Here is a 13,595-nt window from a genome sequence, read left to right as displayed (position 1 = left end):
TCAGGATGCCGCCTCGTCCGTTCCGACAAATTCCCCGGTCTCCGTGACAACCGTGTCGGATCGGAGCGTTTCGCCCCGGAAGAACGCCGGCGCCATGACGTTCCAGACGATCATGAAGACGACGCCGAGCAGCATCGACCCCACGCCGAGCACGAACGCGCCGCCGATGCCCAGGATCGTCGTCTCGCTGTTCTCCGGATCGAGCAGGTCGATGCCGGTGCGGATCATCGCGGCGAACAGGATCAATCCGCCGAGCAGCGGCAGGATCACCTTCTGCAGGGCGGGTTTCACCCCGGTGCCGATCTCCGAGCGGAACCGCCACGCGGAGGTGAAGCCGGTCAGGCCGTAGTAGAACGCGATCAGCAGGCCGATCGAGAGGATCAGGTCGTACATGGCCGCGGTGCTGATGAAGTACAACCCGCCGTAGAACACGGCCGACACGATGCCCATCGCCCACGTCGACACCGACGGCGTCTGGAACCTCGGGTTCATCCTCCCGAACGTGGCCGGCAGCGCCTTGTACGCGGCCATCGCCAGGGTGCCGCGCGCGGTGGGCAGGATCGTCGTCTGGGTCGACGCGGCGGCCGAGGTGAGCACCGCGATGATCAGCAGCTTGACGCCCCAGGAGCCCATCGCCGCCTCGCCCGTGACGCCGAGCACGTCGTCGGTGTGCTCCGGGTTGGCCAGGCCGATGCCCTCGGTGCCGACGCCCGCGAAGGCCTGCGCCGCCACCGTCACCACGACGTACGTGAGCACCAGCACGACCGTCGACAGCACGGCCGCCCGACCGGGGTTCACGTGCGGGTCGGTCGTCTCCTCGTTGGCCGCGACCGCCGAGTCCCAGCCCCAGTAGATGAAGACGGCCAGGAGGAAGCCCGCGGACAGCGCGCTGAACGACAGCCCGACCGGGTTGAACCACGACAGCGACGGCGTGATCGCCTGGTCGCCGGCGGTGCCCGCGTACACCTGCCACAGCGCGACGACCGAGAAGATCGCCAGGATCGCCAGCTCGGCCGCCAGCAGGAAGTACTGCGTGCGGGCCGACAGTTCGATGCCGCGCCACGCGATGAACGTCATCCCGATGATCCACACGATGCCGAGCGCCACCACGGCGCCGTCGCTCGCCTCGATGCCGAACAGCGAGTACGTGTAGAGCGCGGCGATCTCGGCCAGCGACGCCATCACGATGATGTCGGCCATGATCAACGCCCAGCCGCTGAGCCAGCCGGCGTGGGGTCCGAACACCTTCGCGGTCCAGGTGAAGTTGGTGCCGCAGTCGGGCGTCTCGGCGTTCAGCGACTTGTAGGCGTACGAGATGAAGAGGATCGGGACGAAGGCGATCAACATGATGATCGGCGCCTTGTCGCCGACCTCCGCGGAGATGCCACCGAGGACGGCGGCCAGGCTGTAGCCGGGCGCGGTCGACGCGACACCGATGACGATGCTGGAAAGCAGGCCGATCGCGCCGAGTTTGAGACCTTTGCCGGCGACGGCGGGAGCAGGCGAGGTAGTAGTCATGGGTACCGTCCTCCAGGCCGAGGGGGGAGCCTGCTGCGTTTATCGCAGGTTGAGCGCGTCTTGACAAGTGTTTCCGTGGCGGGAAACCTGATCGAAACAGGAATCGGAGGTGTTAAATGCGGATTTTGCTCGTCGGTGCCGGTGGCGTGGGCTCGGCCGCCGTGGCCATCGCCGCCCGGCGTCCGTTCTTCGACGCGATGGTCGTGGCCGACTACGACCTCGCCCGGGCACAGCGGGCGATCGCGTCGAAGGACCACCGGTTCACCGCGGCCCGCCTCGACGCGTCGAACCCCGCCGAGGTCGCGGAGCTGTGCCGGGCCGAGCGGATCACACACGTGTTCAACGCGGTCGACCCCCGGTTCGTCATGCCGATCTTCACCGGTGCGTTCGAGGCCGGTGCCGACTACCTCGACATGGCGATGTCGTTGTCGCGGCCGCACCCGTCGAAACCCTTCGAGGAGACGGGCGTGAAGCTCGGCGACGAGCAGTTCGCCCGTGCGGACGAGTGGGCCGACCGGGGCCGGCTGGCGCTGGTCGGCATCGGCGTGGAGCCCGGACTGAGCGACGTGTTCGCGCGGTACGCCGCCGACGAACTGTTCGACACCGTCGACGAGATCGGCGTCCGCGACGGCGCCGACCTGGTCGTCGACGGCTACGACTTCGCGCCGTCGTTCTCGATCTGGACCACGATCGAGGAGTGCCTGAACCCGCCCGTCATCTACGAGGACGGCCGCGGCTGGTACACCACCGAGCCGTTCTCCGAGCCCGAGGTGTTCGACTTCCCGCACGGCATCGGCCCGGTGGAGTGCGTCAACGTCGAGCACGAGGAGGTGCTGCTGATCCCGCGCTGGGTGAAGGCGGGCCGGGTCACGTTCAAGTACGGGCTCGGCGAGGAGTTCATCGGCGTGCTGCGCACGCTGCACAAGCTGGGCCTCGACTCGGTTGCGCCGGTGCGCGTCGGCGGCGTCGAGGTGTCGCCGCGCGACGTGGTCGCGGCCTGCCTGCCCGATCCCGCGGGTCTCGGCGATCGCATGCACGGAAAGACCTGCGCGGGGACGTGGGTGCGCGGCTCGGTCCACGGGTCCCCCCGCGAGGTGTACCTGTACCACGTCGTCGACAACGACTGGTCGATGAGTCGGGACGGCTCGCAGGCGGTGGTGTGGCAGACGGCCGTGAACCCGGTGGTCGCCCTCGAACTGCTGGCGAACGGGGGATGGAGCGGCGTCGGCGTCCTCGGTCCGGAAGCGCTCACGCCGTCACCTTTCCTTGAGCTCTTGAACGAGCACGGCGCACCATGGGAGATCCGCGAGCAATGACCGAGCGCTACGGGCCGATGTACGGCCCCGACATCACGTTCCTCGGGGTCGACCGCTGCTCCTGGGAGGCGGTGCCGGCCGACGCCGACGTGGTGATCGTCGGCGCGCCGTTCGACGGTGGCACCTCGCACCGGCCGGGCACCCGGTTCGGTCCGATGGCGATGCGCCAGGCGTGCTACCTCGCCCACGACGGCTCGCGGCCGTCGTTGGCCCTGCGCGTCGACGCGCTGCGCGACCTCCGCGTGTACGACGCCGGCGACGTCGAGATGTTCGGCGGCGACATCGAGCGCTCGCTGCGGGCGCTGGAGGAGGCGGTAACGGCGGTCTCCGCGGCCGGTGCGATCCCGGTGGTGCTCGGCGGCGACCACTCGATCGCGCTGCCCGACGCCACCGGCGTGGCCCGGCACGTCGGCTGGGGACGCGTGTCGCTGGTGCACTTCGACGCGCACGCCGACACGGGGGACATCGAGTTCGGCTCGCTGTACGGGCACGGGCAGCCGATGCGGCGGCTGATCGAGTCGGGGGCGGTCCGGGGAGACCGGTTCCTGCAGATCGGGTTGCGCGGCTACTGGCCGGGGCCGGAGGTGCTGTCGTGGATGGCCGATCGGGCAATGCGCTCATTCGAGATGACGGAGATAGTCGCGCGCGGTCTCGACGAGTGTCTGTCGGAAGCTTTCACCATTGCCACCGATTCTTGCGATGGCGTCTTTCTATCGGTTGACGTCGATGTCGTAGACCCGGGAATGGCGCCCGGAACCGGCACGCCCGAACCCGGCGGCCTCACCGGTCGGCAACTGCTCGACGCGGTACGGAGGTGCTGCTACGAGCTCCCTGTGGTGGGAGTGGACGTGGTGGAAGTCGCACCCCCGTATGACGTGTCGGATGTGACGGCATATCTCGGAAATCGGGTGGTCCTCGAAGCACTCTCGGCAATCGCCCGGCGACGCCGCGACGATGCTTCCGGTGAAACCTGGGATCCACGCCAACCATTGCTTGACGGCCGGTAACGATTTGCGGCGACGTGGAAAACTCGGTGGTTCACGCGCTGCATTATGGGAAGGTAGCGGCGCTGCCGCGGCGGGGGTGCGGTACGTAATGGTCGAGGGGGGAACAGACCGTGGGGTACGTCAAACCCGACAGCGCGCTCGTGCGCGCTGCCACTGATCTCATTAGTCGGCACACGGCGCAGCCTGGGGGAGTCTGCGCGGCGTGTGGCGAGTTGAGCCCGTGCGCATCGGCACGGCACGCGATCGAGGTCCGGCGGGCGGCCGGCCTGCCCGACGCGATCTCCGCTTCCGACCCGCTGGCCGGCCCGCCGGGCCCCGGCGCGGAGCTGCTCGGCGGGGGGCCGCTGGGTGGGGGCGGTCCGTCGTACGGAGCCGGGTTCGGGGGGAACTCGAGCTACGGCTCCGGCGGTGCACCGTCCGAAACCGCCGCACCGGCCCTGGCCGGCGCCAACTCCGGCTCCTTCGCATCCCGCCCGGTAGGCCTGACGAAGGCAGCCGCCACCGAATCCTGACCTCCGCGTCGATCTTGCAGTTGTGGTGCCGGGTACGGCCGCGTTTGGGCTGTTTGTGGGGCACCACAACTGCAAGATCGACGGCTATTCCAGTGCGGCGCGGACTTCGGCGGCTGTTATGGCGGGGTGCTGGTACAGGTCTCTGGCGGTGAAATGGCGCATGGTCCAGCCCCGGTTGCCCAGCCAGTTCATGCGGGAGCGATCCGCGGTGAGGCGGTCCGGTGTGAGGTGTGAGCGGCCGTCGTACTCCAGTCCGACCCGGCGTTCGCGGTAGGCGAGGTCGATCCGGTAGACGGGCCGGCCGCTGCTGTCGTGCACCCACACCTGTGGCTCGGGTGCCTGGAGGCCGGCGTCGATGATCAGGAGTCGCAGGTGGCTCTCCTGGGCACACTCCGCTCGGCCGTCGGCGAGTCGTACGAGTTCGCGCACGCGGCAGACGCCGCGCAGGCCGTCGTGCAGCAGGACCTCGTCGGCCAGGTCGTCGGCGGTACAGGTGCCGCTGCGCAGCGCCGCGTCGAGCACGGCGATGCCGCCGAACCTGGTTGCATGCCGAGCCAGATCGACGGCGCAGCGCGCGGGCGGGGCACACGGAATCCCGTCGATCAGGATCGGCGCGGCCACCGGCAGCACGGCTTCGTGGCACGCCACACCGCGGATCCGCGGTCGTACCGTGCCGGCCGGCACGATCACATGCACCGGGTCGTCGATCGGACCCGGCCCGCCGAAACCGTAGACGCGGGCCGCCGACTCGTGCCCCAGCACGATGCCCTCGGGTAGCCGGACGAACAGCGCACGGAGTCTCGACGGACGCTGGTCGCCGGATGTGTAGACACCTCGACTGAGGCGCGTGACGACGTCCTTGTCCACAGCAGTGCGGAGGCGTTCCCGGGAGACATTCGCGGTCACGATGTCCCGGTAGAGGTAGAGCTTCCCCGTCATGGCCCGGAGCGTGCCCGACCAAACCCTCGCGTCGCACCCCCGACGCCGCGCCTGTGGATATCGAACCCGGCCTGTGGAAAACCGCGGCCCCGCCGCTCTGATGTGCTACAGACCCGCGTCGATCTTGCAGTTGTGGTGCCTCATAAAACGGGTTAAGCACGGGCGAACCCGGCACCACAACTGCAAGATCGACGGGTTAGAGGGCGTGCATGACGTGCTTCAGCCGGGTGTAGTCGTCCAGGGAGTAGGTGCTCAGGTCTTTGCCGTGGCCGCTCTTGCGGAAGCCGCCATGAGGCATCTCGGCCACCAGCGGGATGTGGCAGTTGACCCATACGCAGCCGAAACTCAGGCGGGTAGTCATGCGCATGGCCCTCGCGTGGTCCCGCGTGAACACCGAGCTGGCCAGGCCGTACTGGACGCCGTTGGCCCAGCGGACGGCCTCGTCCTCGTCGGTGAAGCGTTGGACGGTGATCACCGGGCCGAAGATCTCCTCCTGCACCGCCTCGTCGTCCTGCCGTAGCCCGGACACCACCGTCGGCGCGTAGAAGAAGCCCTTCGAGCCGACGCGTGCGCCACCGGTCGCCACCGAGGCGTGGTCGGGGAGGCGGTCGACGAAGCCGGTGACGCGCTCCAACTGCGCCGCGTTGTTCAGCGGGCCGTAGGCGACGTCGTCGTCGGAGGGCGGGCCCACCTTCGTCCCCTTGGCCTGTTCGACCAGGGCCGCGACCACGTCGTCGTAGACGCCCGGCGCGGCCAGCACGCGGGTGGCGGCCGTGCAGTCCTGGCCGGCGTTGAAGTAGCCGCCGACGGCGATCGCCTCGGCGGCGGCATCCAGGTCGGCGTCGTCGAAGACCACGACCGGGGCCTTGCCGCCCAGTTCCAGGTGCGTGCGCTTGAGGTCGGCGGCGGCCGCGGCGGCGACCTCCAGGCCGGCGCGGGTCGACCCGGTGATCGACACGAGTTCGGGCGTGGGGTGGGAGACCAGCGCGCGGCCGGTGTCGCGGTCGCCGCAGACGACGTTCAGCACGCCCGGCGGCAGGAACTCGGCGGCCAGTTCGGCGAGGAACAGCGTCGACGCCGGGGTGGTGTCGCTGGGCTTGAGCACCACCGTGTTGCCGGCGGCCAGGGCCGGGCCGAACTTCCAGACGGCCATCATGAACGGGTAGTTCCACGGCGTCACCTGGCCGACCACGCCGATCGGCTCCCGGCGCACGTAGCTCTCGAAGCCCTGCATGTACTGCCCCGCCGAGCGGCCCTCCAGCAGCCGGGCCGCGCCGGCGAAGAACCGCACCTGGTCGACGGCCGGCGGCACCTCCTCGCTCATGGTCAGCGCGATCGGCTTGCCGGTGTTCTGGGACTCGATGGCGACCAGTTCGTCGGCCCGGGCCTCCATCGCGTCCGCCAGCTTGAGCAGCGCCTTCTGCCGGTCGGAGGGAGTGGCGTCGCGCCAGGACGGGAACGCGTCGGCGGCGGCCCGCATCGCGCGGTCGACGTCGGCCGGACCGGAGACGGGCGCAGACGCGAACACCTCACCGGTGCTCGGATCGACGAGGTCGGCGTACCCGCCATCGGACGGCTCGACGTGCTCGCCACCGATGAAGTTCCGCAAGACACGTTTGTCTGGCATGACCACGCCCTCCCTTAGGCTCGCCCCATGGCGCCCACCCCGTTCTACGTCGCCGGACGTCCCGAGTCCAGCGATGATGTGCTGCCCGTGACCCACCCCGGCGACGGCGAAACCGTCGGAGCGACGACATATGCCACGAGAGAACAGGTGGAGGAGGCGGTGGCGAAGGCGGCCACGGCCCGCACGGAGACGGCCCACCAGCGGGCGGCGGCGCTGGATCACGTCAGCCGGCGGCTCTCCGAGAATGCCCAGGAGGTCGCCCGGCTCATCACCGGCGAGAACGGCAAGCCGCTGAAGTGGGCCCGCCTGGAGGTCGGCCGGGCCGTGTCGACGTTCCGCTGGGCGGCCGAGGAGGCCCGCCGGTTCACCGGCGAGATGCAGCGCCTCGACACCGATCCGAGCGCGCAGGGGCGGTTGGCGCTCGTCACGCGGCGGCCGAAGGGACCCGTGCTCGGGATCAGCCCGTTCAACTTCCCGCTGAACCTGGTGGCCCACAAGGTGGCGCCGGCGATCGCGGTCGGCGCCCCGATCGTGCTCAAGCCGGCGCCGAAGACGCCGCTGTCGGCGCTCAAGCTCGGCGAGTTCCTGGCGGAGACCGACCTTCCCGAGGGCATGTGGAGCGTCCTGCCGGTCCCCAACGAACGAGCGGGAGAGCTGGTGAAGGACCCGCGGCTCCCGGTGGTGAGCTTCACCGGCTCCGGCCCGGTGGGCTGGCAGATCCGGGACGCGGTGCCGCGCAAGCACGTCACCCTCGAGCTCGGCGGCAACGCGGCGGCCGTGGTCTGCCACGACTGGGACGACCTCGACTGGGCGGCCACCCGCATCGCCACGTTCTCGAACTACCAGGCCGGCCAGAGCTGCATCGCCGTGCAGCGGGTGATCGTCCACGAGCGGCACTACGAGGAGCTGAAAGAGAAGATCGTCGCGAACGTCGAGAAGCTCACGAACGGTGACCCGTACGACGAGACCACCGATGTCGGCCCCATGATCGACGAGGCGGCCGCGCGACGGGTCGAGCAATGGGTGCACGAGGCGAAGGCGACGGTCCTCACCGGCGGCGAGCGCCAGGGAGCGTTCTTCGCGCCCACGGTGCTGGAAGGCGTCGCACCCGATGCCAGGGTCGCCGCCGAAGAGGTGTTCGGCCCGGTGCTCGTCCTGGTCAAGGTCAAGACCGACGAAGAGGCGTTCGCAAGCGTCAACCGCAGCGAGTACGGCCTGCAGGCCGGCGTCTTCACCCGCGACCTGAAGACCGCGTTCGCGGCGGGCAGAAATCTAGACGTCGGCGGGGTGATCGTCGGCGACGTGCCCAGCTTCCGGGCCGACCAGATGCCGTACGGCGGCGTGAAGGGCAGCGGCATCGGCCGGGAGGGGCTGCGGTCGGCGATGGACGACTACACCGAGGAGCGTGTACTCGTCCTCACCGGCCTCGACCTGTAGCTACTTCTTCTTCTTTTTGGACGACTTCTTCTTCTTGGACGAGCTCGACTTTCCGCAGGCGGCCAGGGTGGCGGCGGCACCACCGCCGAGGAAGAGGGCGAGGGCGGCCCGGCGAGTCACATTTGGCGTATCCACGGAACTGTTGTAACAGACAGGTACAACGCCGCAGTGTGCCGCCGCGTCTGCCCGCGGATACCGCACTAGGCTGCTCAGGGTCAGTCAAACCGATCACAGGAGCGCATAACGGTGTCCGACCTCAGCCTGATCGTCAAGGCCTACGACGTGCGGGGCACTGTTCCCGACCAGCTCAACGAGACGGTCGCGGAGGCGCTCGGAACGGCCTTCGCCGAGAACGTCGGTGGCGACCGCATCGTCGTTGCCCGCGACATGCGGGAGTCGGGCGTCGGACTGGTCGCCGCGTTCATCCGGGGCGCCAACGCCGCCGGCACCGACGTGATCGACACCGGGCTCGGCTCCACCGACCTGCTCTACTACGCGTCGGGCTCGCTGAACCTGCCCGGCGCCATGTTCACCGCGAGTCATAACCCGGCGCGCTACAACGGCCTCAAGCTCTGCCGCGCCGGCGCGCGGCCGATCGGCCAGGACAGCGGTCTCGTCGAGATCAGAGACCGGGCGCAGGCGATTCTCGACGGTTCCGCGCCATCGCCCGCTTCAAAGCGGGGTGACGTGCAGCAGCGCGACATGTTGGCCGACTACGCCGCCCACCTGCGGACGCTGGTCGACCTGTCGGGCATCCGCCCGCTGAAGGTGGTGGTCGACGCCGGCAACGGCATGGCCGGCTACACGGTTCCGGCCGTGCTCGACCCCGCGATCCTGCCGCTCACGATCGTCCCCCTGTATTTCGAGCTCGACGGCAGCTTCCCGAACCACGAGGCCAACCCGCTCGAACCCGCGAACCTGGTCGACCTCCAGGCGGCTGTCCGCGAGCACGGCGCCGACCTCGGCCTGGCCTTCGACGGCGACGCCGACCGCTGCTTCGCCGTCGACGAGCGCGGCGACGCGGTGTCGCCGTCGGCGATCACGGCGCTGGTCGCGACCCGGGAGTTGGCCAAGCACCCGGGTTCGACGATCATCCACAACGTGATCACGTCGCGGGCGGTGCCGGAGATCATCGCCGAGCACGGCGGCACGGCGGTGCGCACCCGCGTCGGCCACTCGATCATCAAGGCCGAGATGGCCCGCACCGGGGCGATCTTCGGCGGCGAGCACTCGGCGCACTACTACTTCCGTGATTTCTGGTTCGCCGACACCGGCATGCTGGCCGCGATGCACCTGCTGGCCGCGCTGGGTGGGCAGCCGACGCCGCTGTCGGAGTTCGCGGCGGAGTACGAGCGGTACGTGGCGTCCGGCGAGATCAACTCGACCGTCGACGACCAGGCCGCCCGCATCGCCGACGTGGAGAAGGCCTTCGCCGACCGCGACGGCGTGACGCTCGACCACCTCGACGGACTCACCCTGATGTTCGCCGACGGCAGTTGGGCGAACCTGCGTCCGTCGAACACCGAGCCGCTGCTGCGGTTGAACGTGGAAGCGGCCACCTCCGCGGGTATGGCGCAGCTACGCGACGAGATCCTCGAGATCGTGCGGGCCTGATCGATGAAGGAGAACACCCCAATGGACCTGACGGACCTGTTCGAGCAGCTGCGCTGCCCCGACGAGCACCACGCCGAACTGGCCTACGACGCGGCCGCGCAGACGCTGACCTGCACCGTCTGCCAGCGCGTCTTCCGGATCGAGGACAACGTTCCGGTGCTGCTCCTGGACGAAGCCAAGTGAACCCATTGGACGGTTCCGCCGGCGTGCGCGGGTTGCGCGTCGCCGATCATGCCCTGCTCGACGACCAGGCGGCGATGGAAGCGGCCGACCCCGGCCAGATGTTGCGGGCCACCGCCTCGGCCGGTGCGCAGGTGCGGGAGTCCGCGGCGCTGGCGGCCGAGGCCGACTTCCGTCCGCTGATCGACGAGGGCCGTCCGCGCGCGGTCGTCGTCGCCGGCGTCGGCACCGCCGCCCGCACCGGTGACGTGCTGGAGACCGTGGCCGGGCCGCGCTGCCCGGTGCCGGTGCTCTCGCACCGCAGCGCCGGCATCCCCGGCTGGGTGGGCGCCGCCGATGTGGTGATCGCGGTCTCGGCGTCCGGACGGTCGCCGGAGGCGCTCGCGGCCGCCGAGGCGGCGGCCCGGCGCGGCGCGCGGCTGGTGGCGATCGGCGCGCCCGACACCGAACTGCAGGCGATGGCCGAGCGGGCCCGGGCGACGTTCGTTCCGGTGCCCCGGCGCGCCCCCGCCCGGGCCAGCTTCTGGGCGCTCACCATCCCGGTGCTGCTGGCCGCGCGTCACCTCGGTCTGGTCAAGATCACCGAAACGGACTTCGCCGAGACCGCGATCCGGCTCGACGCCGAGGCCGAGCGGTGCCGGCCGGCGCTGGAGTCGTTCGTCAACCCCGGCAAGACGCTCGCCCTCGACCTCGCCGGCTCGATCCCGGTGCTGTGGGGGTCGTCGCCGCTGGCCACGGTCGCCGCTCGGCGGTTCGCCGACACCCTCGCCGCGAACGCCCGGTACCCGGCCGTCGCGGGTGGGCTGGGCGAGGCCGGCCGGGGCCGGGTCGGCCTGCTCGACGGCGTGTACGGCGCGCTCAGCGAGGCCGAGCGCGACATCTTCGCCGATCCGGGCGACGACGACGGACCCGACGTCCGCCTGCGCCTGGTGCTGCTGCGCGACGGTGGCCTCCGCGAGGAGCATCCGACGGCCGACGGCGTGGCCGCCAACGACGACGGTGACGAGCCGGCCAGCGTCGAGGAACGGCGCGCCGACGCCGTTCAGCAGATCGCGGAGCAGCGCGGGGTGCGGATCAGCGTGGTGGAGGCCGAGGGTGGCTCAGCATTGGAACGCCTGGCGTCGCTGCTCGCCATCCCCGATTTCGCCTCGATCTACCTCGGCCTCGCGCACGGCCTCGACCCGATGGCGGTTCCGGCGATCTCCGAGCTGAAGGAGCTGACCAACTCATGAGTGCTGGCGGGGAGGGCGGGACCAAGGCCGTTGTCGCGGCGTTGGCGGCGAACCTCGGCATCGCGGTCACGAAGTTCATCGCGTTCTTCCTGACCCAGTCGTCGTCGATGCTGGCCGAGGCGATCCACTCGGTGGCCGACTCCGGCAACCAGGCCCTGCTGCTGCTCGGCGGCAAGACGTCGAAGCGCCAGGCCACCCCCCAGCACCCGTTCGGCTACGGCCGCGACCGGTACATCTACGCGTTCATCGTGGCCGTGGTGCTGTTCTTCGTCGGCGGCATCTTCGCCCTGTACGAGGCGTGGCACAAGTTCGCCGACCCGCACGGGATCGACAGCTGGCACTGGGTACCGGTGGTGGTGCTGGGCACGGCGATCGTCCTGGAGAGCTTCTCGTTCCGCACGGCGATCATCGAGACGAACAAGATCCGCGGCGACGCGACCTGGGTGCAGTTCATCCGGCATGCCCGGGTCCCCGAACTGCCGGTGATCCTGCTGGAGGACCTGGCCGCCCTGCTGGGGCTCGTCTTCGCGTTCATCGGCATCGTGCTCACCCTGGTGACGCACGACGGCATGTGGGACGCGATGGGCAGCGCCGCCATCGGCCTCCTGCTCATCGTCGTGTCGGCGATCCTGGCGATCGAGATGAAGAGCCTGCTCGTCGGCGAGGGGGCCACCCCGGAGCAGACGCGGGCGATCGAGGCCGCGATCAAGGACAGCGACGAGGTGGCCGGCCTCATCCACATGCGCACCATGTACCTCGGCCCGGAGGAACTGCTGGTCGCCGCGAAGTTCGCGGTGAAGACGTCCGACTCCGCGGCCGAGGTGGCCGCCGGCATCAACGCGGTCGAGGAGCGCATCCGGGCGGCGGTACCGATCGCGCGGGTGATCTACCTGGAGCCCGACATCCCCCGGGCCGACGGCGCGGCGCCCGGCACAGCGGCCGGTGAGGCGGCCGGACCCTCGGCGCAGGCGGCGCACTGATGCGGCGGCTCGACGCCCCGATCCGCGGCTACGCGTGGGGTTCCCGGACGGCGATCGCGGCACTGCAGGGTCGCCCGGTGCCGTCCGACGGTCCCGAGGCGGAGCTGTGGATGGGCGCGCACCCGGGCGCGCCGGCGGTGCTCGCCGACGCGGGGGTCGGGCTCGACGCGGCGGTCACCGCCGACCCGGCCGGGCTCCTCGGCGCCGAGACCGTCGAGGAGTTCGGGCCGCGGCTGCCGTTCCTGCTGAAGGTGCTCGCGGCGGCCGCGCCGCTGTCGTTGCAGGCGCATCCGACGACGGCGCAGGCCGAGGCGGGTTTCGACGCCGAGGACGCGGCCGGCGTCCCCCGCGACGCGCCCCACCGCACCTACGTCGACCGCCACCACAAGCCCGAACTGCTGGTGGCGGTGGAGGAGTTCGACGCGCTGTGCGGGTTCCGGCCGCCCCGCGAGTCGGCCGACCTGCTGGCCGCGCTCGACGTGCGGCACCTGCACCCGGTCATCGCCGAACTGCACAACCCCGACCAGGCCGCCGCCCTCCGTGGCGCGGTGACCGCGCTGTTGACGATGCCGGTGCCCGGCCCGCTGGTCGCGGCGACCGTGAAGGCGGCGGCCGGGCGGCCGGGCTACGAGCTGGTGGGCGAACTGGCGGCGATGTACGCCGGTGACGCGGGCGTGGTGCTCGCGCTGCTGCTCAACCGCGTGCGGCTGGCACCGGGCGAGGCGGTGTGGATGCCGGCCGGCAACCTGCACGCCTACCTGAAGGGCGTCGGCGTGGAGATCATGGCCGCGTCCGACAACGTGCTGCGCGGCGGCCTGACCCCGAAGCACATCAACGTGCCGGAACTGCTGCGCGTCCTGCGGTTCGAGGTCCTGGCCGACCCGGTGGTCCGGCCCGTCGACCTGGCGCCCGGCGTGTGCACCTGGCCCGTGCCGGTCCCCGATTTCGCCCTGTTCCGCGCCACGCTCAGCGGCGGTTCGGCGGAGCTGCCCGGCACCGGCCCGCGGATCGCCCTGTGCCTGACCGGCGAGGTGACGGTCGACGACGGTACCCAGCCCCTGACCCTGCGCGGCGGTGAGGTCGCCTTCGCGGCGGCGGGCACGAAGGCGCTGACGGTCACCGGCACCGGCGATCTCTACATGGCCACGCCGGGCCGATAAATCGGGCATTTCGCTTGACATCCCCTGTGCGAAGAGTAAGTTCTTAACCACGCAGTGTCATCGCGACGCGAGT

13 protein-coding genes are annotated in these 13,595 nt (G+C 70.5%); 9 read left to right on the top strand and 4 right to left on the bottom strand.

Going from position 1 to position 13,595, the window contains the following annotated elements; all coding sequences use genetic code 11:
• On the bottom strand, positions 1-1,518 hold the full coding sequence (locus Vau01_RS02660) for an APC family permease (RefSeq protein ID WP_203986717.1): 1,518 nt from the start codon (positions 1,516-1,518) through the stop codon (positions 1-3).
• Between the two features lie 116 nt (positions 1,519-1,634).
• Between Vau01_RS02660 and Vau01_RS02655 the strand changes: the two genes are divergently transcribed.
• The 3 genes from Vau01_RS02655 (at position 1,635) to Vau01_RS02645 (ending at position 4,353) form a co-directional block, all read left to right on the top strand.
• Positions 1,635-2,834: a saccharopine dehydrogenase family protein gene (locus Vau01_RS02655; RefSeq protein ID WP_203986715.1), complete on the top strand. Its 1,200-nt coding sequence runs from the start codon at positions 1,635-1,637 to the stop codon at positions 2,832-2,834.
• Positions 2,831-3,841: an agmatinase gene (speB, locus tag Vau01_RS02650; protein ID WP_203986713.1), complete on the top strand. Its 1,011-nt coding sequence runs from the start codon at positions 2,831-2,833 to the stop codon at positions 3,839-3,841. The genes Vau01_RS02655 and speB overlap by 4 nt, the downstream gene beginning before the upstream one ends.
• A 212-nt stretch (positions 3,842-4,053) precedes the next feature.
• A complete protein-coding gene (locus tag Vau01_RS02645; protein WP_203986711.1) occupies positions 4,054-4,353 on the top strand; it encodes a hypothetical protein in 300 nt (99 codons plus the stop codon).
• An 84-nt stretch (positions 4,354-4,437) separates the two neighbouring features.
• Here Vau01_RS02645 and Vau01_RS02640 read toward each other — a convergent pair whose 3' ends face one another.
• Together Vau01_RS02640 and Vau01_RS02635 are read right to left on the bottom strand one after the other, a co-directional pair.
• Positions 4,438-5,292: a type IV toxin-antitoxin system AbiEi family antitoxin gene (locus tag Vau01_RS02640; RefSeq protein WP_203986708.1), complete on the bottom strand. Its 855-nt coding sequence runs from the start codon at positions 5,290-5,292 to the stop codon at positions 4,438-4,440.
• 196 nt (positions 5,293-5,488) lie between these two features.
• Positions 5,489-6,919: a gamma-aminobutyraldehyde dehydrogenase gene (locus Vau01_RS02635; protein WP_203986705.1), complete on the bottom strand. Its 1,431-nt coding sequence runs from the start codon at positions 6,917-6,919 to the stop codon at positions 5,489-5,491.
• 27 nt (positions 6,920-6,946) lie between these two features.
• Here Vau01_RS02635 and Vau01_RS02630 point away from each other — a divergent pair, with 27 nt between their 5' ends.
• Positions 6,947-8,356 (top strand): aldehyde dehydrogenase family protein, encoded by a 1,410-nt coding sequence (locus Vau01_RS02630; RefSeq protein WP_203986702.1) that lies wholly within the window; start codon positions 6,947-6,949, stop codon positions 8,354-8,356.
• Here Vau01_RS02630 and Vau01_RS64500 read toward each other — a convergent pair whose 3' ends face one another.
• On the bottom strand, positions 8,357-8,491 hold the full coding sequence (locus Vau01_RS64500; RefSeq protein ID WP_275423907.1) for a hypothetical protein: 135 nt from the start codon (positions 8,489-8,491) through the stop codon (positions 8,357-8,359).
• Positions 8,492-8,602: 111 nt separating this feature from the next.
• On the opposite strand from Vau01_RS64500, the gene Vau01_RS02625 reads away from it, so the two are divergent.
• The 5 genes from Vau01_RS02625 to manA are packed head-to-tail and all read left to right on the top strand — an operon-like array spanning position 8,603 to position 13,522.
• Positions 8,603-9,970 carry a phosphomannomutase/phosphoglucomutase gene (locus Vau01_RS02625; RefSeq protein ID WP_203986700.1) on the top strand — a complete coding sequence of 456 codons (1,368 nt, stop codon included), beginning with the start codon at positions 8,603-8,605 and terminating at the stop codon, positions 9,968-9,970.
• A gap of 21 nt (positions 9,971-9,991) precedes the next feature.
• Positions 9,992-10,153, top strand: coding sequence for a Trm112 family protein (locus Vau01_RS02620; protein ID WP_203986698.1), 162 nt, complete (start codon positions 9,992-9,994; stop codon positions 10,151-10,153).
• Between the two features lie 5 nt (positions 10,154-10,158).
• Complete coding sequence (locus tag Vau01_RS02615; protein WP_239151263.1) at positions 10,159-11,382, top strand: SIS domain-containing protein; 1,224 nt, start codon at positions 10,159-10,161, stop codon at positions 11,380-11,382.
• Complete coding sequence (locus Vau01_RS02610; protein WP_203986696.1) at positions 11,379-12,362, top strand: cation diffusion facilitator family transporter; 984 nt, start codon at positions 11,379-11,381, stop codon at positions 12,360-12,362. Before Vau01_RS02615 ends, Vau01_RS02610 begins: the two co-directional genes overlap by 4 nt.
• On the top strand, positions 12,362-13,522 hold the full coding sequence (gene manA / locus Vau01_RS02605) for a mannose-6-phosphate isomerase, class I (protein ID WP_203986694.1): 1,161 nt from the start codon (positions 12,362-12,364) through the stop codon (positions 13,520-13,522). The genes Vau01_RS02610 and manA overlap by 1 nt, the downstream gene beginning before the upstream one ends.
• Positions 13,523-13,595 lie beyond the last annotated feature (73 nt).

The sequence above is a fragment of the Virgisporangium aurantiacum genome (assembly GCF_016863635.1).
In the GTDB taxonomy this organism is placed as follows: domain Bacteria; phylum Actinomycetota; class Actinomycetes; order Mycobacteriales; family Micromonosporaceae; genus Virgisporangium; species Virgisporangium aurantiacum.
The sequence above is the reverse complement of the archived record's forward strand: the minus strand, read 5'-3'. Positions and strand labels throughout refer to the sequence as shown.

What these genes read in the sequence shown, in the direction of transcription:
- Vau01_RS02660 (WP_203986717.1), bottom strand. Translation starts at nt 1,518, where the DNA reads ATGACTACTACCTCGCCTGCTCCCGCCGTCGCCGGCAAAGGTCTCAAA.
- Vau01_RS02655 (WP_203986715.1), top strand. Translation starts at nt 1,635, where the DNA reads ATGCGGATTTTGCTCGTCGGTGCCGGTGGCGTGGGCTCGGCCGCCGTG.
- speB (WP_203986713.1), top strand. Translation starts at nt 2,831, where the DNA reads ATGACCGAGCGCTACGGGCCGATGTACGGCCCCGACATCACGTTCCTC.
- Vau01_RS02640 (WP_203986708.1), bottom strand. Translation starts at nt 5,292, where the DNA reads ATGACGGGGAAGCTCTACCTCTACCGGGACATCGTGACCGCGAATGTC.
- Vau01_RS02635 (WP_203986705.1), bottom strand. Translation starts at nt 6,919, where the DNA reads ATGCCAGACAAACGTGTCTTGCGGAACTTCATCGGTGGCGAGCACGTC.
- Vau01_RS02630 (WP_203986702.1), top strand. Translation starts at nt 6,947, where the DNA reads ATGGCGCCCACCCCGTTCTACGTCGCCGGACGTCCCGAGTCCAGCGAT.
- Vau01_RS02620 (WP_203986698.1), top strand. Translation starts at nt 9,992, where the DNA reads ATGGACCTGACGGACCTGTTCGAGCAGCTGCGCTGCCCCGACGAGCAC.
- Vau01_RS02610 (WP_203986696.1), top strand. Translation starts at nt 11,379, where the DNA reads ATGAGTGCTGGCGGGGAGGGCGGGACCAAGGCCGTTGTCGCGGCGTTG.
- manA (WP_203986694.1), top strand. Translation starts at nt 12,362, where the DNA reads ATGCGGCGGCTCGACGCCCCGATCCGCGGCTACGCGTGGGGTTCCCGG.